This is a genomic window from Aquabacterium sp. TM01 (assembly GCF_057808345.1).
Window position 1 is genome coordinate 2,516,721 of sequence record NZ_AP046529.1, and the last position, 25,318, is coordinate 2,542,038.

Annotated in this window: 22 protein-coding genes; 8 read left to right on the plus strand and 14 right to left on the minus strand. The window is 63.4% G+C overall.

Annotation, left to right across the window (positions count from 1 at the left end):
- Nucleotides 1-35 precede the first annotated feature (35 nt).
- The 5 genes from rlmN to AC3WW4_RS11515 form a co-directional block, all read right to left on the minus strand.
- Entirely contained in the window at nucleotides 36-1,178 is a 1,143-nt protein-coding gene (gene rlmN / locus AC3WW4_RS11495) for a dual-specificity RNA methyltransferase RlmN (protein ID WP_488828559.1), read from the minus strand.
- Nucleotides 1,179-1,208: 30 nt separating this feature from the next.
- Nucleotides 1,209-1,634 (minus strand): nucleoside-diphosphate kinase, encoded by a 426-nt coding sequence (gene ndk, locus AC3WW4_RS11500; protein WP_290731549.1) that lies wholly within the window; start codon nucleotides 1,632-1,634, stop codon nucleotides 1,209-1,211.
- 117 nt (nucleotides 1,635-1,751) lie between these two features.
- Nucleotides 1,752-3,728 (minus strand): 23S rRNA pseudouridine(2605) synthase RluB, encoded by a 1,977-nt coding sequence (rluB, locus tag AC3WW4_RS11505; RefSeq protein ID WP_488828561.1) that lies wholly within the window; start codon nucleotides 3,726-3,728, stop codon nucleotides 1,752-1,754.
- A gap of 17 nt (nucleotides 3,729-3,745) precedes the next feature.
- Complete coding sequence (gene scpB, locus AC3WW4_RS11510) at nucleotides 3,746-4,543, minus strand: SMC-Scp complex subunit ScpB (protein ID WP_488828562.1); 798 nt, start codon at nucleotides 4,541-4,543, stop codon at nucleotides 3,746-3,748.
- A 228-nt stretch (nucleotides 4,544-4,771) separates the two neighbouring features.
- Nucleotides 4,772-5,923, minus strand: a complete 1,152-nt coding sequence (locus AC3WW4_RS11515; RefSeq protein ID WP_488828564.1) for an RluA family pseudouridine synthase — start codon at nucleotides 5,921-5,923, stop codon at nucleotides 4,772-4,774.
- Between the two features lie 111 nt (nucleotides 5,924-6,034).
- Between AC3WW4_RS11515 and AC3WW4_RS11520 the strand changes: the two genes are divergently transcribed.
- Nucleotides 6,035-6,865: an outer membrane protein assembly factor BamD gene (locus AC3WW4_RS11520; protein WP_488829741.1), complete on the plus strand. Its 831-nt coding sequence runs from the start codon at nucleotides 6,035-6,037 to the stop codon at nucleotides 6,863-6,865.
- A gap of 50 nt (nucleotides 6,866-6,915) precedes the next feature.
- On the opposite strand, the gene aceK is transcribed toward AC3WW4_RS11520, so the two are convergent.
- Together aceK and can are read right to left on the minus strand one after the other, a co-directional pair.
- The gene (gene aceK, locus AC3WW4_RS11525) at nucleotides 6,916-8,814 is read right to left on the minus strand and encodes a bifunctional isocitrate dehydrogenase kinase/phosphatase (protein WP_488828566.1); all 1,899 of its coding nucleotides are present in this window, start codon (nucleotides 8,812-8,814) and stop codon (nucleotides 6,916-6,918) included.
- A 23-nt stretch (nucleotides 8,815-8,837) separates the two neighbouring features.
- Complete coding sequence (can, locus tag AC3WW4_RS11530) at nucleotides 8,838-9,524, minus strand: carbonate dehydratase (protein ID WP_488828567.1); 687 nt, start codon at nucleotides 9,522-9,524, stop codon at nucleotides 8,838-8,840.
- 121 nt (nucleotides 9,525-9,645) lie between these two features.
- Between can and AC3WW4_RS11535 the strand changes: the two genes are divergently transcribed.
- Complete coding sequence (locus AC3WW4_RS11535; RefSeq protein ID WP_488828569.1) at nucleotides 9,646-10,722, plus strand: MBL fold metallo-hydrolase; 1,077 nt, start codon at nucleotides 9,646-9,648, stop codon at nucleotides 10,720-10,722.
- A gap of 6 nt (nucleotides 10,723-10,728) precedes the next feature.
- On the opposite strand, the gene AC3WW4_RS11540 is transcribed toward AC3WW4_RS11535, so the two are convergent.
- The 6 genes from AC3WW4_RS11540 to AC3WW4_RS11565 all read right to left on the minus strand — a co-directional run bounded on the left by AC3WW4_RS11540 (nucleotide 10,729) and on the right by AC3WW4_RS11565 (nucleotide 17,938).
- Nucleotides 10,729-11,589 carry a M48 family metallopeptidase gene (locus tag AC3WW4_RS11540; RefSeq protein ID WP_488829742.1) on the minus strand — a complete coding sequence of 287 codons (861 nt, stop codon included), beginning with the start codon at nucleotides 11,587-11,589 and terminating at the stop codon, nucleotides 10,729-10,731.
- A 5-nt stretch (nucleotides 11,590-11,594) separates the two neighbouring features.
- The gene (gmhB, locus tag AC3WW4_RS11545; protein ID WP_488828571.1) at nucleotides 11,595-12,203 is read right to left on the minus strand and encodes a D-glycero-beta-D-manno-heptose 1,7-bisphosphate 7-phosphatase; all 609 of its coding nucleotides are present in this window, start codon (nucleotides 12,201-12,203) and stop codon (nucleotides 11,595-11,597) included.
- 37 nt (nucleotides 12,204-12,240) lie between these two features.
- Nucleotides 12,241-14,412, minus strand: a complete 2,172-nt coding sequence (gene glyS / locus AC3WW4_RS11550) for a glycine--tRNA ligase subunit beta (RefSeq protein ID WP_488828572.1) — start codon at nucleotides 14,410-14,412, stop codon at nucleotides 12,241-12,243.
- Nucleotides 14,413-14,414: 2 nt separating this feature from the next.
- Complete coding sequence (gene glyQ, locus AC3WW4_RS11555) at nucleotides 14,415-15,332, minus strand: glycine--tRNA ligase subunit alpha (protein ID WP_488828574.1); 918 nt, start codon at nucleotides 15,330-15,332, stop codon at nucleotides 14,415-14,417.
- Nucleotides 15,333-15,449: 117 nt separating this feature from the next.
- Nucleotides 15,450-17,036, minus strand: coding sequence for an apolipoprotein N-acyltransferase (lnt, locus tag AC3WW4_RS11560; protein WP_488828576.1), 1,587 nt, complete (start codon nucleotides 17,034-17,036; stop codon nucleotides 15,450-15,452).
- Nucleotides 17,033-17,938: a CorC family transporter gene (locus AC3WW4_RS11565; protein WP_488828577.1), complete on the minus strand. Its 906-nt coding sequence runs from the start codon at nucleotides 17,936-17,938 to the stop codon at nucleotides 17,033-17,035. The genes lnt and AC3WW4_RS11565 overlap by 4 nt, the downstream gene beginning before the upstream one ends.
- A 114-nt stretch (nucleotides 17,939-18,052) precedes the next feature.
- Between AC3WW4_RS11565 and AC3WW4_RS11570 the strand changes: the two genes are divergently transcribed.
- The 5 genes from AC3WW4_RS11570 to hslU all read left to right on the plus strand — a co-directional run bounded on the left by AC3WW4_RS11570 (nucleotide 18,053) and on the right by hslU (nucleotide 23,689).
- A complete protein-coding gene (locus tag AC3WW4_RS11570) occupies nucleotides 18,053-19,129 on the plus strand; it encodes a CobW family GTP-binding protein (protein WP_488828578.1) in 1,077 nt (358 codons plus the stop codon).
- Nucleotides 19,130-19,434: 305 nt separating this feature from the next.
- The gene (gene dksA / locus AC3WW4_RS11575) at nucleotides 19,435-19,908 is read left to right on the plus strand and encodes an RNA polymerase-binding protein DksA (RefSeq protein WP_488828580.1); all 474 of its coding nucleotides are present in this window, start codon (nucleotides 19,435-19,437) and stop codon (nucleotides 19,906-19,908) included.
- 45 nt (nucleotides 19,909-19,953) lie between these two features.
- Nucleotides 19,954-21,723, plus strand: coding sequence for an STAS domain-containing protein (locus tag AC3WW4_RS11580; protein WP_488828582.1), 1,770 nt, complete (start codon nucleotides 19,954-19,956; stop codon nucleotides 21,721-21,723).
- An 84-nt stretch (nucleotides 21,724-21,807) separates the two neighbouring features.
- A complete protein-coding gene (gene hslV, locus AC3WW4_RS11585) occupies nucleotides 21,808-22,356 on the plus strand; it encodes an ATP-dependent protease subunit HslV (RefSeq protein ID WP_488828583.1) in 549 nt (182 codons plus the stop codon).
- 7 nt (nucleotides 22,357-22,363) lie between these two features.
- Nucleotides 22,364-23,689 (plus strand): ATP-dependent protease ATPase subunit HslU, encoded by a 1,326-nt coding sequence (hslU, locus tag AC3WW4_RS11590; protein ID WP_488828585.1) that lies wholly within the window; start codon nucleotides 22,364-22,366, stop codon nucleotides 23,687-23,689.
- Here the strand turns inward: hslU and AC3WW4_RS11595 are convergent.
- Nucleotides 23,679-24,455, minus strand: coding sequence for a type III pantothenate kinase (locus AC3WW4_RS11595; RefSeq protein WP_488828587.1), 777 nt, complete (start codon nucleotides 24,453-24,455; stop codon nucleotides 23,679-23,681). The genes hslU and AC3WW4_RS11595 overlap by 11 nt on opposite strands.
- Nucleotides 24,456-24,691: 236 nt before the next feature.
- On the opposite strand from AC3WW4_RS11595, the gene AC3WW4_RS11600 reads away from it, so the two are divergent.
- Complete coding sequence (locus tag AC3WW4_RS11600; RefSeq protein WP_488828589.1) at nucleotides 24,692-25,267, plus strand: chalcone isomerase family protein; 576 nt, start codon at nucleotides 24,692-24,694, stop codon at nucleotides 25,265-25,267.
- Nucleotides 25,268-25,318 lie beyond the last annotated feature (51 nt).

The window sequence follows — 25,318 nt, forward strand, 5'->3', positions numbered from 1 at the left end:
AGTGTAGTGTGGTGTCAGGCGCTGCTGACCCACGCTCAATGCGTGTGGCGGTTGCGCTCACCCGCTTTGGGCAGCGCCACCTTCACGGCCACCGGTTGACGCAACATGCGTGCCGCCGCACGGGTACGGTCTTGCACCTCGCCAGCCAGTTGGCCGCAAGCGGCGTCAATGTCGTCACCACGGGTCTTGCGCACGGTGGTCACGATGCCGGCATCGACGAGGATGCGCGCAAAGGCCTGCACACGCTCGTTGTTCGAACGCAGCAGACCCGATGCCGGGAAGGGATTGAACGGGATCAGGTTGAACTTGCAGTTGATGCGGCCCTTGACGAGGGCGATCAGCTGACGGGCGTGCTCGTCGGTGTCATTGACGCCATCGAGCATGCAGTATTCGAAGGTGATGAAATCGCGCGGCGCGGCGGTCAGGTAGTTCTGGCAGGCCGTGAGCAATTCATCAATGGGGTATTTGCGGTTGAGCGGCACCAGTTCGTCGCGCAGCGCGTCGTTGGGCGCGTGCAGCGACACAGCCAAGGCCACTGGGCAGTCTTTCTGGAGGCGCTCGATCATGGGCACTACGCCTGAGGTCGACACCGTCACACGGCGACGCGACAGACCATAGCCATGGTCGTCCAGCATCACCTTCAGGGCGGGCACCAAGGCGCTGTAGTTCTGCAGCGGCTCACCCATGCCCATCATCACGACATTGCTGATGACACGCTCGGTGGTGCCCAGACGCTTGCGCAGCGCATGCTCGGCATGCCAGAGCTGGGCGACGATTTCACCGGTGGTGAGATTGCGGCTGAAGCCTTGATGGCCAGTCGAGCAGAAGCGGCATCCCACCGCACAGCCGGCCTGCGAGGACACGCACAGCGTGCCGCGATCGGACTCGGGGATGTAGACGCTCTCGACGGCGTTGCCTGCGCCTACATCGAACAGCCACTTGATGGTGCCGTCGGATGAGACGTGTTCACTGATCACCGACAAGTCTTGCAGGGTGGCCACACCCTTGAGCTTGCTGCGCAGCGATTTGGCGAGGTCCGACATCTGATCGAAATCGGTCGCACCTTTTTGATGGATCCAGCGAAACAACTGGGTGGCGCGAAAGCGCTTTTCACCCAGTTGTTCGCAGAACGCAGTCAACCCATCCAGGTCGAAATCCAGCAGGTTGACGGCGCTCATACTTCTTCAACTCTCAGCGAGGTCGACAGCTTAGCGGCTGTAGACGTTCAGAGCGGGGAAGAAGAAAGCGATTTCGACGGCAGCCGTTTCAGCAGCATCGGAACCGTGGACGGCGTTGGCATCGATGCTGTCAGCGAAGTCAGCGCGGATGGTGCCCTTTTCGGCCTTCTTCGGATCGGTGGCACCCATCAGGTCGCGGTTCTTCAGGATCGCGCCTTCGCCTTCGAGCACTTGCACGAACACGGGGCCGGAGATCATGAACTCAACCAGGTCCTTGAAGAAAGGACGGGCAGCGTGCACAGCGTAGAACTGTTCGGCTTCAGCGCGCGACAGTTGCACCAGCTTGGCAGCAGCAACCTTCAGGCCAGCGCCTTCAAAGCGGCTGACGATTTGGCCGATGACGTTCTTGGCAACGGCGTCGGGTTTGATGATCGAGAGGGTACGTTCGATAGCCATGGAATTCTCCTGATTCAGTGAGCTGGACAAAACCGCACATTCTACTGTGCGTGCATGACCAGGCTCTGTCTGTAGATGATGTTTTCGCTTGCGCGGGGGACAGCGGTGCCGCGAGGATCAACGACGACCGCGACCACCGCCGCCGCCGCCACGACGGCCACCACCGCTGCCACCGGGCTTGCCGAAGAAGGCATCAGCACCGATGTAGCCCACCGAGGTTTGCAACGGATCGGGCTGACGGGGACCCTTTTGCGGCTCGCCCGTTCCCTTGCCGTGATTCTGATCGGGACGACCAAAACCTGCCGTGATGCGCTGAGAGCCCTTGACGAAGCGACGGTCAAAGGTCTGTTCCAGGGGGTTCGGGATGCGGGCGAAGTGCTCGTCGTCGTCCCCATCGTGGCGCGGCGCAGGCTGGCGCTCACGCTCTTGACGGTTCTTGTTGCCGAAAGCGCCGGGTTCATTGAAGGGCTTGCCTTGCGGACGACCGCCCTGCCCTGGCTGACCACCACGGCCCTGGGGGCCCTGGCCTTGACCTTGGCCGCCGACGGGCGCCGGACGCGCCTTGACAGGCACGGGCTTGGGCCCACGGCCGCCACGACCACCCTGTCCAGCCTCAGGCTGGCGGTCCATGCCGGCCAGGGACTTGACGGCACGCACGTCGGACTCACCCAGCTCCACCCACACGCGGCGCTTGAGCCCACGTGGCAGGACGATGGCGCCATAGCGCACGCGGATCAGACGGTTGACCGTCAGGCCCACGGCGTCGAACAGCTTGCGCACTTCGCGGTTGCGGCCTTCGGTGATGACCACGCGATACCACTGGTTCACGCCCTCACCGCCACCGTTGCTAATGGACAGGAAGGAAGCCGTCTGACCGTCGATCTCGACGCCGGTCAACAGCTTGTTGCGCGCATCTTCGCCCAAGGAACCCAGCACGCGCACGGCGTACTCGCGCTCCACGCCAAAGCGCGGGTGCATCAACTGGTTGGCCAGCTCACCCGAGTTGGTGAACAGCAGCAAGCCCTCGGTGTTCAGGTCAAGGCGACCGACCGACATCCACTTGCCGTTGTGCAGACGGGGCAGGCGACGGAACACCGTGGGGCGGCCCTGCGGATCGTCGTGGGTGACGACTTCGCCAGTGGGCTTGTGATAAGCCAGGATGCGCGCAGCGGGCGGGGCAATGCGAACCTTGATCGGACGGCCGGCCACCTTAATGCGATCACCAAAAGAGATGCGCTGACCGATGTGGGCCACCTGATCGTTGACCTCGATGCGGCCATCTTCGATCATCTGTTCGATGTCACGGCGTGAGCCCACACCGGCCTGGGCCAGCACTTTTTGCAGCTTGGGCGCATCCGGCTCGGGCAACAGCACGCGCTTGTAGACGCCACCTTCTTCGGCAGCGGCCTCGTCAGCCTCTTCGCGCTCCTTGTCGAAATCACCCGACAGCAGTTCGGCAAACACCTCAGTGGCCTGCTCGGCAGCAATGACCGCACGGCGCGAACCCATCCCACCTTCTTCCAGCGCCGCGGGCGCAGCCTCATCACGCTCACCAGCGACCGCCTGCGGACGACGCTCTTCGCGTGGCGGACGGTCAGCGCGAGGGCCACGGCGATCACCACGATCACGACGACCACGCTCACCACGCGGCGCACCTTCTCCGCGTTCTTCAGGCGACTCGGCCGCCACCGGTGCAGCGTCTGCTTCTGCGCGCTCTGGTGACACCACCACAGGGGCGGCAACCGCCACCACGTCTGGCGAGACAGCCGGCACGTCGGCCGCAGGTGCAACCTCCATCACCGTGTCAACCGACTTCTTGCGAGGGGCACGCTTGGGCTTGCTCACAGGTGCAGCTTCGGCGACCACCTCGGCAGCCTCAGGCGCGGGCGATGCCGCAACGACGGCCTCATCGGAGGTCACGTCGGCAATCTTCTTGCGCGGCGCGCGCTTGGGCTTGGCGGCTGGCTCAGCTTCACTGGCCTCGACGGCAGCGGCCTGTGCCACCTCGACGGACTCGGCCGTCTTGGTGCGACGCACGCGTTTGGGTTTGACCACCTCGTCGGTGACCAGGGTCTGTTCTTGAGGATCTTGCATGGGCACGTTTTCGGTGGTCATGATGCGGAATGAAAAGAGGCGACATCCGGGCCTGGCGATTCAGACGCATCAGGAGATGTCATGGACGCGCCAACCGCTTCGGTCTGCGCATCTGCAATAAGGTCTGCCGAAGCAGCTTCGTGGGACGCTGGGACAGCGTCCGGTTCGGACTCAAGGAAGGACGCCTGCTCGACGCTGGCACCCGCCTCATCAGAGGGGCCCTCGGCGATCAAATCGTCCAGGCCGGGCAGCAAGCCCTGGCTGACGGGCAAGCCTTCCAGGGTGGGCAACTGCGCCAGGGACGCCAGACCCAGATCGTCCAGAAAATGACGGGTCGTAGCAAACAAAGCCGGGCGCCCCGGCGCATCGCGATGACCGATCACCTCGACCCAGCCCCGATCTTCGAGCTGCTTGATGATGTTGGCGCTGACCGTCACGCCGCGGATGTCTTCGATGTCACCCCGCGTGACCGGTTGTTTATAGGCAATGATGGCCAGAGTTTCCAAGGTGGCCCGCGTGTACTTGGGCGGTTTTTCGGGATGAAGCCGGTCCAGGTGAGCCTGCACGTCGGCACAGGTTTGAAACCGCCAGCCTGACGCCAGTTCGCGCAACTCCACCCCACGCCCCTCCCACTGGGACGTCAAGGTGGCCAGCATGCTGCGCACCGCGTCGGCCGACACGGTGTTGTCAAACAGCTGACGCATGTCCCGCACCGTCATGGGCTGACTGGCACACAGCAACGCGGCTTCCAGAACGCGCTCGGCATCCTGAGGATTGAGGACTTCCATCTCTTCAATCGTGAAGGTGTATGGCACCCGCTCCTGGAGCGACGCCAACCAAATCAAACACCAGCTGACGGGCTGGCACAGAGGGATTCGTTACAAGCCTGGGACACCGCCAAACCTGGCGCACTCACGGGCATCAATCTAAACGGGGCCTCGTCTGAGGCAAAGGCCGGCAACATTTCAAGTTACTGGCCCGTCAGTCGCGCTTTTCTCAAAGCCACTGGTGTCAGGGCTTTTTGCCCTGCATCTGGGTTTGCATTATGCACCAGATGCCGAATCTTGTGCAGCCTCGTGCGCAGAGGCCTCCAGCAGCGCCCAGGCGTGAGCCATGTCGTCGGGCAAAGGGGCTTCGAAACGCAGGTGCTTGCCGGTGATCGGATGCACGAACGACAGCCGCGCGGCATGCAGCGCCTGGCGCGTCATTCCCAGAGCCGGCAGGCCGCCATACAGCGTATCAGCGACCAGCGGGTGACGACGGCTGCTCAGGTGCACGCGAATCTGGTGAGTGCGGCCGGTGTGCAAGGTACACAGGACCCCGCTGTAGGCACGCGCAGGGCGACGGTCGTCGGCTTTCACATGGCTTTGGTCGGGCGCCCACTCGCCCCACAACAGGCGCTTCACATCGGTGCGAGCCGCCTTGCCTGCCGGCACCACGGCCATGCGCACGCGCGTGACCGGATCGCGCCCGATCGACGACTCGACCGTGAAAGCCTCGGGCACCACACCCTGCACCAATGCCAAATACTGGCGACTGACTTCACGTGCGGCGATGGCGCGACTGAGCGCGGTAACAGCCACCAGCGTCTTGCCCACCACCATGAGCCCACTGGTGTCCTTGTCGAGACGGTGCACGATGCCGGCGCGCGGGAGATCGGCGGCCGCGGCGTAGTGGGCCAGCAGGCCGTTCATCAGGGTGCCACTCCAATTGCCGGCGGCCGGGTGTACCACCAGACCTGCCGGCTTGTGGATCACCATGAGGTGCTCGTCCTCAAACACGACGCCAAGGTCCATGGGCTCGGGCACGAAGGCCTGACTCATGGCAGTCGGTTTGAGCAGCACATTCAGCACCTGCCCCAGCATCACCTTGCGCGACGGCGATGTGGCCGGCTGCCCATTGACCTGCACACATCCGGCATCGATCAAGGTCTTGAGGTGGCTGCGCGAGTACTCGGGCACGCAGGCTGCCAGATAGGCGTCCAGCCGCTGGCCCTGTGCGGAGAGCGGCACCTCCAGCGTGCGTTGCTCTGGTTCAGGTCGAGGCGTCGCCGCCACCACGCCTCCCAGGTCTTCGCCCGCGTCGTCGTCGCCCCAGTCATCGTCTGGCAGTGGCGCCGAAAGGCTGACGTCAGGCTGCTCAGGCTCGGAAGCGGAACGGGAAGGGGTGGCTGCGGAACGGGAAGGTCGGGCCATATGGCAATCAAAACAGGGGTGGGCGCAAACTAGGGGCGCAGGGCTTCTATACTGCGCATTGTGGCGCCGTATGGCGTGACTGTGAGCGGACTCATCCGCAAGAAACTCAACGTGAAACTGCTGAAGAACACATCCTCGAGCTTCTGGACCGGCCACCGCGCCGGGCTGCTGGCACTGGCTTTGAGCGCCGCCCTGGCGGCTTGCGGTACCGCGCCACAGGACGAGTACGCGAACATCAACTCGGACAAATTGTACGCAGACGCCAAGGCAGAGCAGGCCGACGGCAATTTCGAAACCGCGGTCAAGATGCTGGAGAAGGTGGAAGCCCGCGCCTCTGGCACGCTGCTGGCACAGCAGGCGCAGCTGGACTTGGCCTATGCGTATTACCGCAGTGGTGAAAAGGCGCAGGCGCTCGCCAAGCTGGAGCGCTTCATTCGCCTGCACCCCACCAGCCCGGCGATGGACTACGCCTACTACCTGCAGGGGCTGATCAACTTCAACGAAGACCTGGGGCTGTTTGGCCGCCTGGCACGCCAGGACCTGTCCGAGCGTGACCAGCAGGCTTCGCGCGATGCCTATGAGTCATTCAAGCAGGTCGTCGATCGCTTTCCCGAGTCCAAGTACGCGGAAGATGCGCGCCTGCGCATGAACCACGTGGTCAACTCGCTGGCCGCCGGTGAAGTGCACGTGGCACGCTACTACCTGCGTCGTGGCGCCAATCTGGCCGCAGCCAACCGTGCGCAACAGGCCATCAAGGACTATCCGCAATCGCCCGCGATCGAAGAGGCGCTCTACATCATGTCGCGCGCCTACGACCAGCTGGGCCTGGTGCAGTTGCGCGACGATGCCGTGCGGGTGCTCAAACAGAGCTTCCCCGACAGTGCCTACCTCAGTGGCGATGCCCTGAAGGGCGAGGCCAAGCCCTGGTGGCAACTCTGGTAAGACGGCGCTGACACCCCCGTTGGCACGACGCTCGTGCCAACGGTGTGGTGTCAGTCGGCGCTGCCCGTGCCGCCCGACTGAAAGCCGGACAAGGTGCCCTGGTCATGGACGGTACCGCCCAGAGGAGGCACCTCCACCGGCTCTTCGACCGGCGCCACCTCGGCAGAAGGCTCCGTGAGGGCCTGCTGATCCTGAATCCGATGAATGAATCGACGCCCTCGGTCGTAAGGGAACACGTCGTGCACATAGCCTTCGCGGATGCGTTGCTGGTGCTGCTGCCAGAACTCCGGTTCGAGCAGGTCGGCATGGTGGCGCATGAAGATGGCGCGCACCCGTGGATCGCCCAGCAAGAACGGCCCGAACGTTTCGGGAAACACGTCGCGCGGGCCCACCGAGTACCAGATCTCTCCTGACATCTCCTCTTCTTCATTGCGAGGCGTGGGCACCTTGCGGAAGTTGCAGTCGGTGACGTACTCGATCTCGTCGTAGTCGTAGAACACGACCTTGCCGTTGCGGGTGACGCCGAAGTTCTTCCACAGCATGTCGCCAGGGAAGATGTTGGCGGCCACCAGGTCCTTGAGGGCGTTGCCGTATTCAATGACCGCATGCTCAAGCGACTCGCCTTCGGCCTCCTGGATGTAGATGTTGAGCGGAATCATGCGCCGCTCGATGTAGAGGTGCTTGATGACCAACGTCTGCTCCTCGTCATCCACCTCCATCACGCTGGGTGCGAACTTCTTGAGCTCGTCGATCAGCTCATCATCGAAGCGATGCAGGGGAAAGGCCACATTGGTGAATTCCAGGGAGTCGGCCATGCGCCCCACACGGTCGTGCTGCTTGACGAGCTGGTACTTGCCCTTGATGCCCTCGCGGGTGATTTCTTTTTGGGGCGGGAAGTAGTCCTTGATCACCTTGAAAACGAAGGGATAGGACGGCAGGTCGAACACCAGCATCACCATGCCCTTGATGCCGGGGGCGATGCGGAACTTGTCGCCGGAATGGCGCAGGTGGAAAAGGAAATCGCGGTAGAACAGGTTCTTGCCGTGCTTTTGCAGGCCAATGGCGTTGTACAACTCGGCGCGCGGCTTGCGCGGCATCAGCGAGCGTAAAAACTGCACGTAGGCCGAGGGCACTGGCATGTGGACCATGAAGTAGGCCCGCGCAAAGCTGAACAAGGCCAGCAGGTCATCCTCACCGAACAGGGCCGCATCGATGTAGAGGCGGTTCTTGGAGTTGTGGAGGATGGGGATGGCAAATGGCAGGCTGCGAAAGCCATTGACCATCTTGCCCACGATGTATGCGCCCTTGTTGCGATAGAACAGCGACGACAACACCTGGATCTGGAAGTTGGTGCGCAGGCGGACGTGCCCGATCTGCTCGATCAGCGACTCGTACACAAGCCCGACGTCACGATCCAGGTCATCAAAGGGCACCGCCAGCTCGTAATTCAACACGATCTGCTTGAGCATGCTCAGCAGGTTGTCGCGCGTCGGGTAGTAGGCGCGGAAGGTGCCGTAGCCGTCGGCCTCATCGTCGTCGATGTACTCGGTGGACACGGCCGGTCGCACGAAGATGAAATCGTTGCGGTAGTACTTGCGATCAAGGATCTTGATCGTCACCGAGTTGAAGAAGGTTTCGGCCAACTCGGGCTGACGGTGCCCCGTGAGCAGGCCGATGTAGAACAGCTTGATCTGGTGCCAGACCTCCATGGGCAGGGTGCTTGCACCAAAATCGTTCCCCAAGCGCTCCACGGCCTCTTTGACCCGCAGGTCATAGAACTCGATGCGGATGCGTTGTGCGGTCTGCTGCGCATGCCAGTCGGCATCCTCGAAGCGTCGTTTGGACTGCGCGCTGGTTTCGCTGAAGATCTTGTAGTGGCGATCAAACCCATCGAGCAAGGCCCGCGCGATCTCAAAGACCCGCGGATCGGTCAGCTGCTGGGGAAACATGGCGCTGCGGTCCATCGGCCACCTCACTTCGGTGATGCGGAGGCGGCCACAACGGCCGCGGCGTAGCGTTCGCGCAGATGCGCCACAGCCTTTTCATAAGCCGGCACCACATCGTCGCTGGTCTTGACCGACATGCACAGGTCGTTGATCAGCCCGTTCTGAATGCCGTAGACCCAGCCGTGCACCACGATCTCCTGGCCGCGCGCCCAGGCGTCTTCCACCATGGTGGTCTGGCACACATTGAAGCATTGCTGCAACACGTTGAGCTCACACAGCGCGTCGTAGCGCAGGGGGCCTTCCGGCACGGTGTTCAGCCAGTCCAGATGGCTGTTGCGCACATCCTTGACGTGGCGGATCCAGTTGTCGACGATGCCGATGCGCAGATCGTCCATCGCCGCACGCACACCACCGCAGCCGTAATGGCCGACGACCATGATGTGCTTGACCTTGAGCATGTCGATGGCGAACTGCATCACCGACAGGCAGTTCAGGTCAGAGTGCGCCACCACGTTCGCGACGTTGCGGTGAACGAACATTTCACCGGGCAACACACCGCAAATTTCATTGGCCGGGACGCGGCTGTCACTGCAGCCAATCCACAGGTACGCGGGGGACTGCTGTTGCTGCAGGCGAGAGAAAAACCCGGGCGTGCGTTGTTCCACATCGCGCGCCCAGGCACGGTTGCTGTCAAAAAGATGGTCAAGGCTCATACCCACAGTGTAGACATGCCGGCATGGGAATGCACCACGCCCCACCCATTTATCGGACATCCTGGCAAACACTGCCCTCACAATCAAACATCTGTACTTTGCACCCCTGCCGACGTCTGTGATGGCCGCCTCTTCGACCGATTTCCTCCCCATGGACTACCCCTGGGGTGACACCCTGCCCAGCGCCGGCGGCCTCCTCACGCTGCGGCCCGGCTTGCATTGGGTGCGCATGCCTTTGCCTTTTTCGCTCAACCACATCAATCTGTGGGCGCTGGACGATGGCCACGAAGGCCAGGCAAGCTGGACCTTGGTGGACGCGGGCGTGGCGACTGAGGCCATCCGTGCGCTGTGGCAGACCTTATGGGCAGGCCCGCTGGCCGGCAAGCCGCTCACGCGCATGCTGGTCACCCATATGCACCCGGACCACGTGGGCAACGCACAGTGGCTGATCGAGCACTTCAGCGGGACACAGCCAGCGCGTTTGTGGATGAGCGCCACCGATCATCTGGCCGCCACCCTCGCTTGCCGTGAAACCACCGGCTACGGTGGCGACCGGGCGGCCGACTATTTTGTGAGCCATGGTCTCAACCACCCGGAAGGCATGGCCAAGATCCGAGAGCGCGGTGGCTACTATGCGTCGATGGTGCCCGAGGTGCCGTACACCTATCGCCGCCTGATGGACGGGCTGCGCGTGCAGATCGGCGAGCGCAGTTGGCACTGCCTGGCCGGCTACGGTCATGCGCCGGAGCACATGGCGCTGTACAACGAGCGCGACGGCCTGCTGATCTCGGGCGACATGCTGCTGCCCCGCATCTCCACCAACGTGAGCGTGACCGACATGGAGCCCGAGGCCGATGCCCTCGGACTGTTCCTGGCCTCGCTGGAACGCATGACGGCCTTGCCTGCCGACACCTTGGCCCTGCCCTCGCACGGCCTGCCCTTCACCGGCATCCACACGCGCATCCAGCAACTGAAGGACCACCACCGCGATCGGCTGAACGAGGTGCTGACCGCTTGCCGCGAACGCCCAAGCACGGCCGCCGACATGCTGCCGATCCTGTTCCGACGCAGCCTGGACCTGCACCAGACCACCTTCGCGATGGGGGAAGCGGTTGCGCACCTCAACCACCTCTGGCATTTGGGCCAGTTGCGCCGCTGGCAAGACGCTGACGGCGTTTGGCGATTCGAGACCGCGTGAGCGGGCTCAGTCCGGCATGACAACGTGGCGCAACTGCTCGCGCACGTTTTCGTAATCGGGCATGACGGAACTCACCACGGCCCAGAAGCGCGGACTGTGGTTCATCTCGTGCAGATGGGCCAGCTCATGCGCCACCACGTAGTCGATGGTGGCGGGACTGAAATGGATGAGGCGCCAGTGCAGGCGAATGGAACCATCGGCACTGGCGCTGCCCCAGCGGGTACGCGCCGATGAAAGGCTGATGCGGGTGACACGCACCTGCAAACGCTCGGCATAGTGCTGGACGCGCGCGCTGAAATGGGCGCGCGCATGCTGACGCATCCACGCCAGCACCGTGTCGCGGATCTGCTCGGGCGAGGCTTCCTGCGGCAGACCCACATGCAGTGATCGCTGCGCCACACCGGGCAATCCAGACTGGTCGCTTACCCCCTCTTTCAGGATGGGGGCCCGCAACCCGGGCGCCAGCACCACAACGATGGACTCACCCAAGAACGGCACGCTGGCCCCTTCGCACCAGTCAATGCGAGCCGCTTGCTGACGATGCGCCCGTTCGCGCTGCTCGCCCAGCTTCTTGCAGATCCAGCGCTCTTTGGCACGCAAGGCGGTTTCGATGTCGGCCCAGGCCACCCAACGCGGTGCGCGAACCGTCAAGCCCTCGACCCCGACCACCATGCCAATGCTGCGCCGCCGGGCACGCTGCACGGCGTAGCCGACCACGGCCTTGCCCAACACGATTTCACGCTCTGCCTGAGGGTGGCGAAAATGCGCCACCGCCAGTTGCTCACGCAACGGCGCCTGCGGCGCGGCCTCCTGAACCTGTTCATGGGCCACCCCCTCCCCCCACAAACCCAACTGCGCAGGGAGCACGGAGGTCAATTGATCTCTCCGGTGTGCGTGGACACAGGGCTGTCTTCCCCCTGAACGCGCTGCTCCCGCAAGATGAGGTAGTCAGCAAAGGCCGACAAGTTGGGGTGAATGGTCAGGCCCGCGACCTGTTGGCGCAGGGCCTGCAATTCCGCTTCGGGCATGGTGGCCGCCTGGCCGGTGCGCACCAGATGGGGCTCACACCCCACGGACTGGGCGGCCAGAACGTCCCGCGGCAGATCGCCCACCATGGGCACACCATCCAGGCTGCGCCCGAAACGCTGACCGATCATCTGGAACAGCCCCGGCATGGGTTTGCGGCAGGTGCAGTGATCCTCAGGCGTGTGCGGGCAGAAAAACACCGCTTCCACACGCCCACCCACCTTCGCCAGCAACTGGTTCATCTTGGCATGCATTGCATTGAGCGCCACCATGTCAAACAAACCCCGACCGATGCCGGACTGGTTGGTGGCCACGACGACATGCCAGCCGGCGTGGTTCAGACGCGCAATGGCCTCCAGTGCCCCGGGCAAAGGCACCCATTCTTCGGGCGACTTGATGTAGTCCTCCCGTTCGTGGTTGATGGTGCCGTCGCGGTCGAGGATGACGAGTTTCATGGCCTCTCCGGGGTGATGGTGGCTGCGACCGCTCAGATCAAACCGCCAGTCTGGACAGGTCGGCGACCTGGTTCATGGCCTGATGCAAGCTGGCCAGCAAGCCCAAGCGGTTGGCCTTGAGGGCCGCATCGTCGGCATTGACCATGACGCTGTCAAAGAATGCGTCCACGGGCATGCGCAGGGCCGCCAAAGCTTGCAAAGAAGCGGTGTAATCGCCCTGCTCGAACGCGGTCTGAGCTTGAGGCGCCACGGTTTGCAGCGCCGCGTACAGCGCCTGCTCGGCCGCTTCCTGCAGCAAAGCCGCATCGACCTTGGCTTCGACCGCGGCTTCCGCCTTCTTGAGGATGTTGCCCACACGCTTGTTGGCTGCCGCCAGCGCAGTGGACTCGGGCAGCGCGGCAAACGCACGCACAGCCGCCAGGCGGCGCGGCACCTCGCCCAGTCGGGCAGGTTGCAACGCCAACACGGCATCCACCTCCTGAGCGCTGTAGCCCTGCTCGCGCAGCGACACAGACAGGCGGTCAGAGACGAACACCAGCAGGTGCTCAGCCGGATTGCTGATCAGTTCGCCGAAGGGCGGCAACACCGCCTCGATCAACGCCGGCAGGTCCAGTGGCAGGTTCTTCTCGATGAGGATGCGGATCACGCCCAGCGCATGACGACGCAGCGCGAACGGGTCCTTGTCACCCGTGGGCAACTGGCCGATGCCGAACAGACCGACCAGGGTTTCGAGCTTGTCGGCCAAGGCCACCACCGTGCCGGTGTGGTTACGCGGCAAGCTGTCGCCCGCAAAGCGGGGCTTGTAGTGGTCTTCGATGGCAATCGCCACCCCGTCACGCAGGCCTTCGTGGCGAGCGTAATACCCGCCCATGATGCCCTGCAGCTCGGGGAACTCACCGACCATGTCGGTCAGCAGGTCGGTCTTGGCCAGCAGTGCGGCCTGCTGGGCCTTGCTGTCGAGCACGTCAAAGTGGTCCTTGACATCGACCGTGTACGGCAGCGTGCCCAGGCTCAACTGGTTGACGATGGCGTGCGCAATGGCGCGCACGCGCTCGGCGCGCTCACCCTGGGTGCCCAGTTTGCCGTGGTACACCACCTTGTTGAGGCCAGCCACGCGGGACTCCAGAGTCTTCTTGCGATCCTGATCAAAGAAGAACTTGGCGTCGGCCAGGCGCGGGCGCACCACGCGCTCGTTGCCGCCGATCACCGCACTCGGGTCTTGCGGGCTGATGTTACTGACGATCAGGAACTGATTGGTCAACTTGCCCGAGGCATCCAGCAGCGGGAAGTACTTCTGGTTGGCCTTCATCGTCAGAATCAGGCACTCCTGAGGCACGTCCAGGAAGGCCTCCTCGAAACGGCCGGTCAACACGTTGGGCCGCTCGACCAGGGCGGTGACCTCGTCCAGCAGGGCCTCGTCGTCAATGGGGCGCAGATCGGTACCGGCCTGCTTGGCGGCCTGGCTCAGTTGGCGCACGATTTCGGCACGGCGCTCAGCAAAGCTGGCGATCACCGCGCCTTCGTGCTGCAGTTGGTCAGCGTAAGTGTCGGCCGTCTTCAAGATGACCGGGCTGACGCGGGCCTCGAAGCGATGGCCTTGTGTGGCACGGCCCGACTTCAGACCCAGCACCGACAAAGGCACCTCCTGCTCGCCATGCAGCGCGACCAGGCCATGAGCCGGACGCACAAAGTTCACACTGGTCCAGCCCGGCTGAAAGTCAGCGCCTTCGCCTTGCTCCAACTGGTAGGTCATGACCTTGGGGATCGGCAGCTTGTCCAAGCTCTCTTCCAGGGCTTTCTGCAGGCCGTCGGCCAGCACGGCACCCGGCTTGATGCTGTCCAGGAACAAGGCCTCGGCCTTGCCATCGGGCGCACGCTTGAGTTGCGGCACCACCTCGGCACCCAGCCCCAGGGACGACAGCTTCTTGAGCAAAGCCGGCGTGGCTTGGCCGTTGGCGTCCAGCGCCACGGAGACGGGCATCAGCTTTTGCTGCACGGCCTGATCGGCGGCCTTGGGGGCCACCGCTGTCACATGCACGGCCAGACGGCGCGGGGACGCAAACGGCGTCACCACGGCATCGGCCGAAGCCAGGCCCTGGGCCTTGAGGCTGTCGGCCAGCACGGTGGCGAACGACTCGCCCAACTTCTTGAGTGCTTTGGGGGGCAGCTCTTCTACAAACAGTTCAACCAGGAGGTTGGCGGTGCTCATGCTCAGGCTGCTTTCTTGTTCAGTTGTTCAATGACTTCGTCAGCCCAGGCCTTGGGGGCCATCGGGAAGCCCAGGCGGGCGCGGCTGTCGAGGTAGCTGGCCGCCACAGCGCGGGCCAGATTGCGGATGCGGCCGATGTAGGCGGCACGCTCGGTCACCGAGATGGCGCCACGGGCATCCAACAGGTTGAAGGTGTGCGCGGCCTTGAGGACCTGCTCGTAGGCCGGCAGGGCCAGTTGCTGCTCCATCAGGTACTTCGCCTGCTTCTCGTGGCTGTTGAAGGCCGGCAGCAGGAACTCGACATCGCTGTGCTCGAAGTTGTAGGTGGACTGCTCCACCTCGTTCTGGTGGAAGACGTCGCCGTACTTCACGCCAGGGGCGTACTCCAGGTCGTACACGCTTTCCTTGCCCTGCAGGTACATGGCAAGGCGCTCCAGACCGTAGGTGATCTCGCCGGTGATGGGCTTGCAGTCGATGCCCCCCACCTGCTGGAAGTAGGTGAACTGCGTCACTTCCATGCCATTGAGCCAGACTTCCCAACCCAGGCCCCAGGCGCCCAGCGTGGGGTTCTCCCAGTCGTCTTCGACAAAGCGGATGTCGTTTTGCTTCAGGTCGAAGCCCAAGGCCTCCAGCGAGCCCAGGTACAGCTCCAGGATGTTGGCCGGTGCCGGCTTGAGCACGACCTGGAACTGGTAGTAGTGCTGCAGGCGGTTGGGGTTCTCGCCATAGCGGCCATCCTTGGGGCGACGGCTGGGCTGCACATAGGCGGCCTTCCAGGGCTCCGGGCCCAGGGCGCGCAAGAAGGTCGCAGTGTGACTCGTTCCAGCGCCCACTTCCATGTCGTAGGGTTGCAGGAGCGTGCAGCCCTGGGCATCCCAGTAGCTTTGCAAACGCAGAATCAATTGCTGGAAAGTCAGCATGTTGTCGCCTTGTTGGGTGCGCCAAACCGCAGGGGCGGCAGCGTCACCAGGGGTGTCATGGATGTATGGCCTTGCGCCCTGCCCTGCAAGCAGACAAAGCGCAAAAGCCCGATTCTATTAAATGCCAGCGCTGTCAGATCGCCGTTGGCCCCAGATCGCCGTGGCAAACACCCACAGCGCGCCCAAGCCAATCAAAGGCCACAGCCCCCAACGACCGGCCCACCACGCATAGGGGGTCACACCACTCATGCCTTGAACCACGGCTTGCAAGCTGCCACGGGTGTTGGGGGACAGGCCGGCGGTCACCTGCCCCTGGTGATCGATCACGACAGTGGCGCCGGTGTTGGTGGAGCGGATGGTGGGCACCTGGAATTCAAGCGAGCGCAGCCGGGCGATCTGCAAATGCTGATGGATGGCCACCGACTCGCCAAACCACGCCAGGTTGCTCACATTGGCCAGGATGGTGGGCGCCTGCGCCGCTTGCACGAAGCGCGCCGCAATTTCCTCGCCAAACAAGTCTTCATAGCAGATGGTGGGGGCCACGCGCTGCCCCTTCACATCAAAAGACGCCGCCGCCAGCGGTCCGCGAGAAAAATCTCCCAAAGGAATGTTCATCAGGTGGACGAACCAGCGAAACCCGGTGGGGATGAACTCACCAAACGGCACCAGATGGTGCTTGTCATAGCGGTACATCTGGCCCGGTAGGCGCCCCGTGTGAGACGACAGGCCTGCCACCGAGTTGGTGTACCCCACCTTGAAGTCGCCCAGCGGCACGCCAATCAGGGCATGCCGTCCCTCTTGTGCGAACGCAGCCTGAAGCTGGGGCCACAAGCCAGCGGGCAGTTGCGCCGGCAGCAGGGGAATGGCGGTTTCGGGCGCCACCACCAGATCCCCCGGTGCCGCCAGCAACTGACGAACGTGCCAGACCAGCACCTCGACCTGCCGCGCAGGGCTGAATTTTTCATCTTGCGGCACATTGCCCTGCAACAACGTGACACGCAAAGGTTGCGCCACCGCACGGGTGAAGCGGGCACCGTCCCAGCCCGCCCCGACGACCAGCAGCAGCGCCACCACCGCAACTGGCCCGAAGCGCGCCATCCGACTGGCCATGCGAGCGGAAGGGTAGGAAACGGCCCACAGAGCCCATGCGCACAGCGTCGCCCACACCCAGCCCATGCCGTACACACCCACCCAAGGTGCCAGATGTTGCAGCGGTGTCTCCAGCAGGCCATAGCCACTCGTTCCCCACGGAAAACCCGTGAAGATCAGGGCTCGCGCCAGCTCGGCCAACAGCCACACGGCCCCGAACAGGCCCGCATCACGCCAGGCCACACCGGTGCGCCAGCGCGCCCAGGCCCAACCCGTGGCGGCCATGTACAAAGACAAAGCGGCGCACAAAAGCCCCACCGCCAACACCGCCATCCACGCCGGCAAACCACCGTAGCGGTGCAAGCTGACAAACATCCAGCCAGTGGCCCCCACCAGCCAGACCGTGCCATACACCCAGCACAACACGGCCGCCCCGCGAGGCGACGACTGACGCGGGAGACCGGCCAGCAAAATCAGCAGGGCCACGGTTTGCAACACCACCGGCGCACCGGACGCCAAGCTCGCAGCCCAGGGCGACAGCGACAACGCATGCAAGGCGCCACCGGTCAAACCGTGCAGCCAGGGGCGAGCCCCCTGCCCGGCCACGGCGCTCATCCAGCCTCGGCCGACTGGGCCGCTTCAGGCGCCCGCGTGACCTTGAACCAGCGCACCGCGCCGCCACGCGCCAGCATCACAACAAAGCGCAGGCCGCCTACGTCCACCGATTCACCACGACGGGGCACGCGCCCCCATTCGTGGGCCACCAGGCCACCAATGGTTTCGAACTCATCCTCGGGCAGCTGCGTCTCAAACACCTCGTTGACGGCTTCGATCAAGGCATCGCCGGCCACCCGCTGGCTGCCGTCCGCCAGGGTGAAGATGCTCGACTGGCGATCCTCTTCATCGAACTCGTCTTCGATCTCACCCACGATCTCTTCCAGCACGTCTTCGATCGTGACCAGCCCCGAGGTCATGCCGAACTCGTCAATCGCCATGGCCAGATGGCTGCGGTTCGAACGGAACTCGCGCAGCAGCTCGTTCAGCCCCTTGGACTCGGGCACGAACACCGCCGGCCGCAGCAAGGTGCGCAGATTCAACTCAGGCGCACGCTGCAACTTCAGCAGATCCTTGGACATCAGCACGCCAATGATGTTGTCGCGCTCCCCTTCGTACACGGGGAAGCGGGAGTGACCGTCTTCGATGACCTGAGCGAGCAAGGTCTCGTACGGCGCGTCGATGTCGATCATGTCCATGCGGCGCACGGGCACCATCACATCGGCCACGGTCATGCCGGCCATGCGAATGACGCCTTCCAGCATCACCCGCGATTCGGGCTCGATCAATTCGCGGTGCTCGGCATCGGCCAGCGTTTCAATCAGTTCGGCAGTGGTGTCAGGCCCGGGCGAGATGAACTCCACCAGGCGGACAAACAGGCTGCGATGGTCATCTTTGCGCCGATGGGCAGAGCCATGGGAGCGGTCGCCTCGCGGCGGGCGACTAGGGGGGGAATCGGACACAGGGAGGGTGTCGTGGTTGATATGCTGCAAGAATACCCCATGGTCGGCAGAATTCCGCCAAACCCACCCGCATTCCTGCCCCTGCACCTGGGGCGTCAAGACTACACTGCGCTCATGAGCCTGATACCCGTCACCATCCTTACCGGTTTCCTTGGCAGCGGCAAGACCACGCTGCTCAAACGCGTCCTGACCGAAGCCCACGGCCAGCGCATCGCCGTGATCGAGAACGAATTCGGTGAAGAAAACATCGACAACGAAATTCTCGTGGCCGACACCGAGGAACACATTGTTCAAATGAACAATGGCTGTGTGTGCTGCACCATCCGTGAAGACCTGCGCGAAACGCTGGCCGATCTGGCCAAGCAGCGCAAGGCCGGCACCCTGAACTTCGAGCGGGTCGTGATCGAGACCACCGGCGTGGCCGACCCAGGCCCGGTCGCCCAGACCTTCTTCATGGACGACGAGATTGCCGAGCTCTACCTGCTCGACTCCATTTTGACCCTGGTGGACGCCAAGCATGGCGAACAGCAACTCGACCAGCGCCAGGAAGCGCGCCGTCAGGTGGGCTTTGCCGACCAGATCTTCATCAGCAAGACCGACCTGGTGACCCAGGCCGAGGCCGACGCCCTCGCCCACCGCATCAAGCACATGAACCCGCGCGCCCCGCAAAAGCGCGTGCACTTTGGCGAAGTGCCCATTGCCGAGGTCTTCGACCTCAAGGGCTTCAACCTCAACGCCAAGCTCGACATCGACCCCGATTTCCTCAAGGACGATGCCCACAGCCATCACGGTCACGGTCACGGTCACGGCCATGGTCACCAGCACGACCACGACTGCGGCCACGACCACGCCGACGGTGAAGCCTGCCACCACCCGCATCACCACGCCCATGACGATGACGTGAAGTCCTTCGTCTACAAGTCCCACAAGCCTTTCAACGCCACCAAGCTGGAAGACTTCCTGGGCTCGATGGTGCAAATCTACGGCCCACGCATGCTGCGCTACAAGGGCGTGCTGCATGTCTCGGGCATGGACCGCAAGGTCGTCTTCCAGGGCGTGCACCAGCTCATGGGCAGCGACCTGGGGCCCAAATGGGCGGCGGGCGAGACCAAGATCAGCAAGATGGTGTTCATCGGCATTGAACTGCCCCAGGACCTGTTCAAGGCCGGGCTGGATCAGTGTTTGGCGTAACGTCTGCGCACACTTGAGGGATAGTCTGGTGAAAACTACTCCCAAGCATGGCTACAATCCGCGCGCTTCCCGTCTGGATCCGTCCTGACCGGAAAGCGCGCACCGAACCAACGTCAAGGCGAAGGCGCAACACCAGAGCCCCCTGCCCAAGGCTTCAGGCCACAGCCTGAGAACACGCAGGAGCATGGAAGGAGGGTCCCGTGAAAAAAACATCCACCTCGCCTGCCTTGACAACTGCGGTCAAAGCCGCTGCCACGCCCGTGGCACCAAGACGCTCGTCGTCGCCCATCAGTCCATCAGAGAACATGTCCACTAACGCTACCAAGGTTGACCCCAAACTCGCCAACGCCTGGAAAAACAAAGCTGGTCGTGACCTGACCCAAGCCGAGTTGATGGCCATGCCAGAGTCGGAGTACATGAGCGACAAGCAACTCGAGTTCTTCCGCACCATTCTGGAAGCGCAAAAGGCTGACCTCCTGTCCAACGCCGGTGAAACCACGGAGCACCTGCGCGAAGACACAACCATCGTGCCGGACCCGGCTGACCGCGCCACCATTGAAGAAGAGCACGCGCTGGAATTGCGTACCCGCGACCGCGAACGCAAGCTGCTCAAGAAGATTTCCCAATCGATTTCTCGCATCGAATCGGGTGAGTATGGTTTTTGCGACGAGACAGGCGAACCCATCGGCCTGGGGCGACTCCTGGCCCGACCGACCGCCACTTTGTCGCTGGAAGCGCAACAACGTCGCGAACTCAAGCAAAAGATGTTCGGCGACTGATTCAGGAAAGCATCCGGTTTTGAGCAAGAAGGGCATACTCGCATCATGAGCAAGGAAACCGGTGGTTTTTTCCGCAAGGTGGTGCGCTTCGTCGCCAACCCGACGACAGAGTGGTCTTCGCTGGAATCGCAAGAGGCCGATGCAGGCGAGAGCGAGTACGCCAAGTCTGAAATCAAGGCCATGATCGAGCGCAAGCGGCGCAACGATTTCGTGCGCAAGCGCGAATTCGACATGCTGCGCAAGATCCGCCGTGAAGGCTTGAGCGCCGATGCCGTGCTGGCGCTCAACACCCCGTCCAACCTCGACCCCGACTCACGCCCGCACACCAATGGTGCGCCGTCCGACATCGCGGTCAAGGCCAAGATCGACGAGATCGAGCAACAGATGGTGGGCGCAAGCAGTTCGCGCAGCGCGACGCGTCCGCCAGCTCAGGTGCCATCCCTGCCTCTGGACTTTCCCCAACTGGGCGCCAAGGAGGTCGATCGCCCGACCCACGCGGCCGGTCTGTCCACCGACATCGCGATGGCGCTGGACCTGGTTCCTGCGCCCTCGGCCACGACCGCACCCGCGGCAAATGACCCTCATTCCGCTGCACCGGCAACCAAGCCGGCCGCAGCCGCCCCGGGGCTTGCGCCGAGCGGTTTCATGCCGCAGCAAGATTTCCACGTGGCCGAAATGGTCCACGACCCCGAACTGGACGAGGCCGTCATCGCCTTTGCCAACGCCGACTTCGACCAGTGCGAACGCTGCCTGCTCGATCTGATCCAGCCGGGTGCTGCCCGCTTCGACCACACCGAAACCTGGATGGCGCTGTTCGATTTCTATCGCGCCCTCGACCTGCCCCAGCCGTTTGACAACCTGGCCATCACGTTCGCGCAGAAATTTGGCCTCTCAGCGCCCCAGTGGTACTCCTTGCCTGACAAGGTAGCCCGCTTTCTGGCCCATCAAAAAGCTGCCCCCAAAGCCAGCGCACCTGACTCGACGGACAGCGCCCCAGCCGCGACAACAGAGTTGGCTGCGGCCCCGTCCGAGCCCGCCCACGGCTGGATCGCCCCCGAAGAGATGGACAGCGAAGCGGTGGCGCAACTGCGCACCGAGATTTTGCAACTGCCACGCCCATGGGTCATGGACTGGGGGCGCGTGAAGAACCTCAGCGCCGAAGGGGCCGACAACCTGGGGCAACTGATCCGCCAATGGGCACGCGAGCCCATCGAGCTGCACTGGATCGGGGCCGACAACCTGCTGCAGGTGCTGGGTGATCTCGCCCCCACCGGTAGCCGCAGCGTGGACCCGGCTTACTGGATGCTGCACCTGGATGTGCTGCGGATGTGCAACAACCCCATCCAGTTCGACGAGGTGGCCATTGACTACTGCGTGACCTACGAGCAGTCGCCGCCATCGTGGGAGCCCACAGCCTGCAAGGTGCGCCTGAGCCACGATGGCATCAGCCCGCAAACCCGCCCACTGACGCACGTCTCCAAGGTGGTCACCAGCTTCGTCGAGTCCCAGTTCCACAACGAAATCGAGTTCGTGCAGGTGGCAGCGCTGCACCTGTCGGGGCAACTGGTGGGGGACATCAGCGCCACCCTGACCCAGCTGGACAGCCAACTGGGCGCCAGCGTCTCACTGGAAGTGGACTGCCAACACCTGCTGCGCGTCGACTTCATCGCCGCGGGCGACTTGCTCAACTGGGTGCTGGCACGCCGCGGCGAAAACCGCATCGTGATCTTCAACAACCCGCATCGCCTGATCGCCCTGTTCTTTGGCGCCATGGGCATCAACGAACACGCCCAGGTCAAGCTCCAGACGGTGTGATCGGCAAGCCCTTTACACGGGCTTTACCTTGAATTTGCCGCGCCTGACCGCATGTGTGAAGTTCACTGAACTCCACACTGCGTCATGGACTCCTATCACGGCACCACCATCGTCAGCATCCGGCGCCAGACCCCTACGGGCTGGCAGGTCGCCATGGGTGGCGATGGCCAGGTCACCTTGGGCCACATCGTCGTCAAAGCCACGGCCCGCAAGGTGCGCCGCCTCTACCGCGACCAGGTGCTGGCCGGATTTGCGGGCGCCACGGCCGATGCGTTCACCCTCTTCGAGCGTTTCGAGTCCAAGCTGGAAAAGCATCAGGGCAACCTGACCCGTGCCGCCGTCGAGCTGACCCGTGACTGGCGCACTGACCGCGTGCTGCGCAAGCTCGAAGCGATGCTGGCCGTGGCCGACCGGGAAACCTCTCTCATCATCACTGGTAACGGCGATGTGCTGGAGCCCGAGCACGGCATCATCGCCATCGGGTCGGGCGGCGCCTATGCACAGGCCGCCGCACGCGCGCTGGTGGCCAACACCGAACTGGATGCGGCCGTCATGGTCAAGAAGTCGCTGGAGATCGCGGGCGACCTGTGCATCTACACCAACCAGAACCACACCATCGAAACGCTGGGCTGAGCACACCATGAGCATGACACCCCGAGAAATCGTCAGCGAACTCGATCGCCACATCATTGGCCAGCACGACGCCAAGCGTGCCGTGGCCATCGCCCTGCGCAACCGCTGGCGCCGCCAGCAGGTCGAGGACCAGTTGCGTGGCGAGATCACGCCCAAGAACATCCTGATGATCGGCCCGACCGGCGTGGGCAAGACCGAGATCGCCCGTCGCCTGGCCAAATTGGCCGACGCCCCCTTCATCAAGGTCGAGGCCACCAAGTTCACCGAAGTGGGCTATGTGGGCAAGGACGTGGACACCATCATCCGCGACCTGGTGGAAAGCGCTGTCAAGCAAGAGCGCACGCACCAGATGCAGGCGCAACGTGTGCGCGCGGAAGATGCTGCGGAAGACCGCATCCTCGACGTGCTGGTGCCGCCCCCGCGCACCGAGCTGGGCAGCGCGCCAGCGGCCGACAACACCGCGCGCCAGGTGATGCGCAAGCGCCTGCGCGAAGGCTCGCTCGATGACAAGGAAATCGAGATTGAGCTGAGCGACGCCAAAACACCCGCTGTCGAGATCATGAGCCCTGCGGGCATGGAGGACATGGCGGAGCAGCTGCGCGGCATGTTCTCGCAGATGGGACAGCAGGCCCGCAAGTCGCGCAAGGTCACGGTGGCCGAGGCGCGCACCCAACTGATCGAGGAAGAAGCGGCCAAGTTGCTCAACGAGGACGACATCCGCTCCAAGGCGCTGGAGCGTGCCGAGCAAAACGGCATCGTGTTCATCGACGAGATCGACAAGGTGGCCAGCCGCGCCGAAGGCAGCGGCGCCGAGGTGTCACGCCAGGGCGTGCAGCGGGACCTGCTGCCACTGGTCGAGGGCACCACAGTCAAGACCAAGTACGGCATGGTCAAGACCGACCACATCCTCTTTATCGCCTCGGGCGCCTTTCACCTGAGCAAGCCCAGCGACCTGATCCCCGAGTTGCAGGGGCGTTTTCCGATCCGCGTCGAGCTGTCGTCGCTGTCGGTCGGCGACTTCGAAGCCATCCTGACCCAGCCCACAGCCAGCCTGATCAAGCAGTACCAGGCCCTGCTTTCTGCCGAAGGCGTGACACTGGACTTCACACCCGAGGCCATTCAACGCCTGGCGCAGATTGCGTTCGAGGTCAACGAGCGCACCGAGAACATCGGCGCACGCCGCCTGTCCACGGTGATGGAGCGCCTGCTCGACGAATTGTCGTTTCAGGCACCCGACCTGAGCGGACAGACCCACGTGGTCGATGCCGCCGAGGTCGATCGTCGCCTGGGCGAGCTCGCCCGCAACGAAGACCTCTCGCGCTTCATTCTTTGAGCGTTGACGCGAGCGTCAGCAGGCCCTCGAAGATCAGGTTTTCTACCACGAGGGCCGGCAACTCGATCACATGGGACAAGCGCGACACAGCGCCCCCGGACATGATCAACAGGGGCTCCAGGCCCGTGTGACCCCGCAAGCGGCGCAGGCTGCGTTCGATCGCGCCTGCGATGGCATCGGTGCCACCGCTCATCAACGCATCGCTGGTGTTGGTCGGAAAATCCCGCACTTCACCGGTGGGCACCTTGAGGCCGGCCGTGCCGCTCTCCAGGGCCCGGTACATCAAGCCAAAGCCGGGCAGGATCAGCCCACCCAGAAAGCGCCCGCTCGCGTCGACGGCGTCCACGGTCACGGCGGTGCCCACCATCACCGCCAGCACTGGCGGCGTGTGGGCCGGATGGGTGCGCAGCGCGTGCTGACGCGCCCCAATGATGGCCGCCCAGCGGTCCGATCCCAGACGTTGTGGATGTTCGTAGCTGTTGATGACACCGCCGGCTTGCTTGCTGGACGACACCCAGCGGGGTTGAATCCCCCAGCCCTCGACCAACTGCTCTTCCACGCGACGCTTGATGGCCTCACCCGCCACCACGCACCCCAGCATGGCTGTGGGCTTGTGCATCAGGTTCTTCCAGTACAGGTCCCAGAGGTAATCAATGTCCTCTAGCACCACGGCACCATGCGCCAACAACTCGGAGCCTGGCACGGCGGTCGCGTACAGGCCCCACTTCAGGCGCGTATTGCCTATGTCAATAACCAGAAAGGACATGCATCCGTCTCGCAGAAGTAGAAACCCTGAACTCTATGGAGTCGACATTCTGCGCCATGTCATCCTCAGAACCGGGGAAAGCGTGCGGCAATATCGCCACGCCGCAACACAATTTCGGACAATTATTCCCAGGAACCGAGGTGATATCCCGATGGCTACGCGCGACAACAAAGGCCCACAATCTTTGTCACATGCACCTTGCTGGGGGTTGCCCCAGCGTTTTCCCCGGAGAAACCATGAAATCCTTTGCCCGCGCCTTGATCCTGAGCACCGCCCTGGCTGCTGCCCTGCCTGCCATGGCCCTCGAAATCAAAGGCGCCAAGTTCGGTGACACCTACCAGGTGGCCAACCAGTCCCTGCAACTGAACGGCGCAGGCGTCCGCGTCAAGATGGTCTTCGACGTCTACGCGGCCGGTCTTTATGTGACCAAGAAGGACACGTCGGCCGCCGGTCTCATCTCGCAAGCCGGCGCCAAGGGCATGCAGATTGTCCTGCTGCGCAACCTGACTGGCGAAGAGTTCGCCGAGGCCATGATCGCCGGCTTCAAGAAGAACGCCAACGACGCCGAGCTGAGCAAGTACCAGGCTCGCCTCGACGAGTTGCAGAACCTGATGAAGTCCTTTGGCTCGGTCAAGAAGGGCACCACCATCCACATGAACCTGGTGCCCGGCGCCGGTACGCGGGTGCTGGTGGAAGGCGCCCAGAAAGGCCGCGACATCCCTGGCGACGACTTCTTCAACGCCCTGCTGAAGATCTGGCTGGGCAACTCGCCCGTCGACAGCGACCTGAAGAAGGCCCTGCTGGGCGGCTGAGAGATCGTCAGCCTGAGAACCGAGTGACATAGTTGGCAGGCGCGGGGTGTT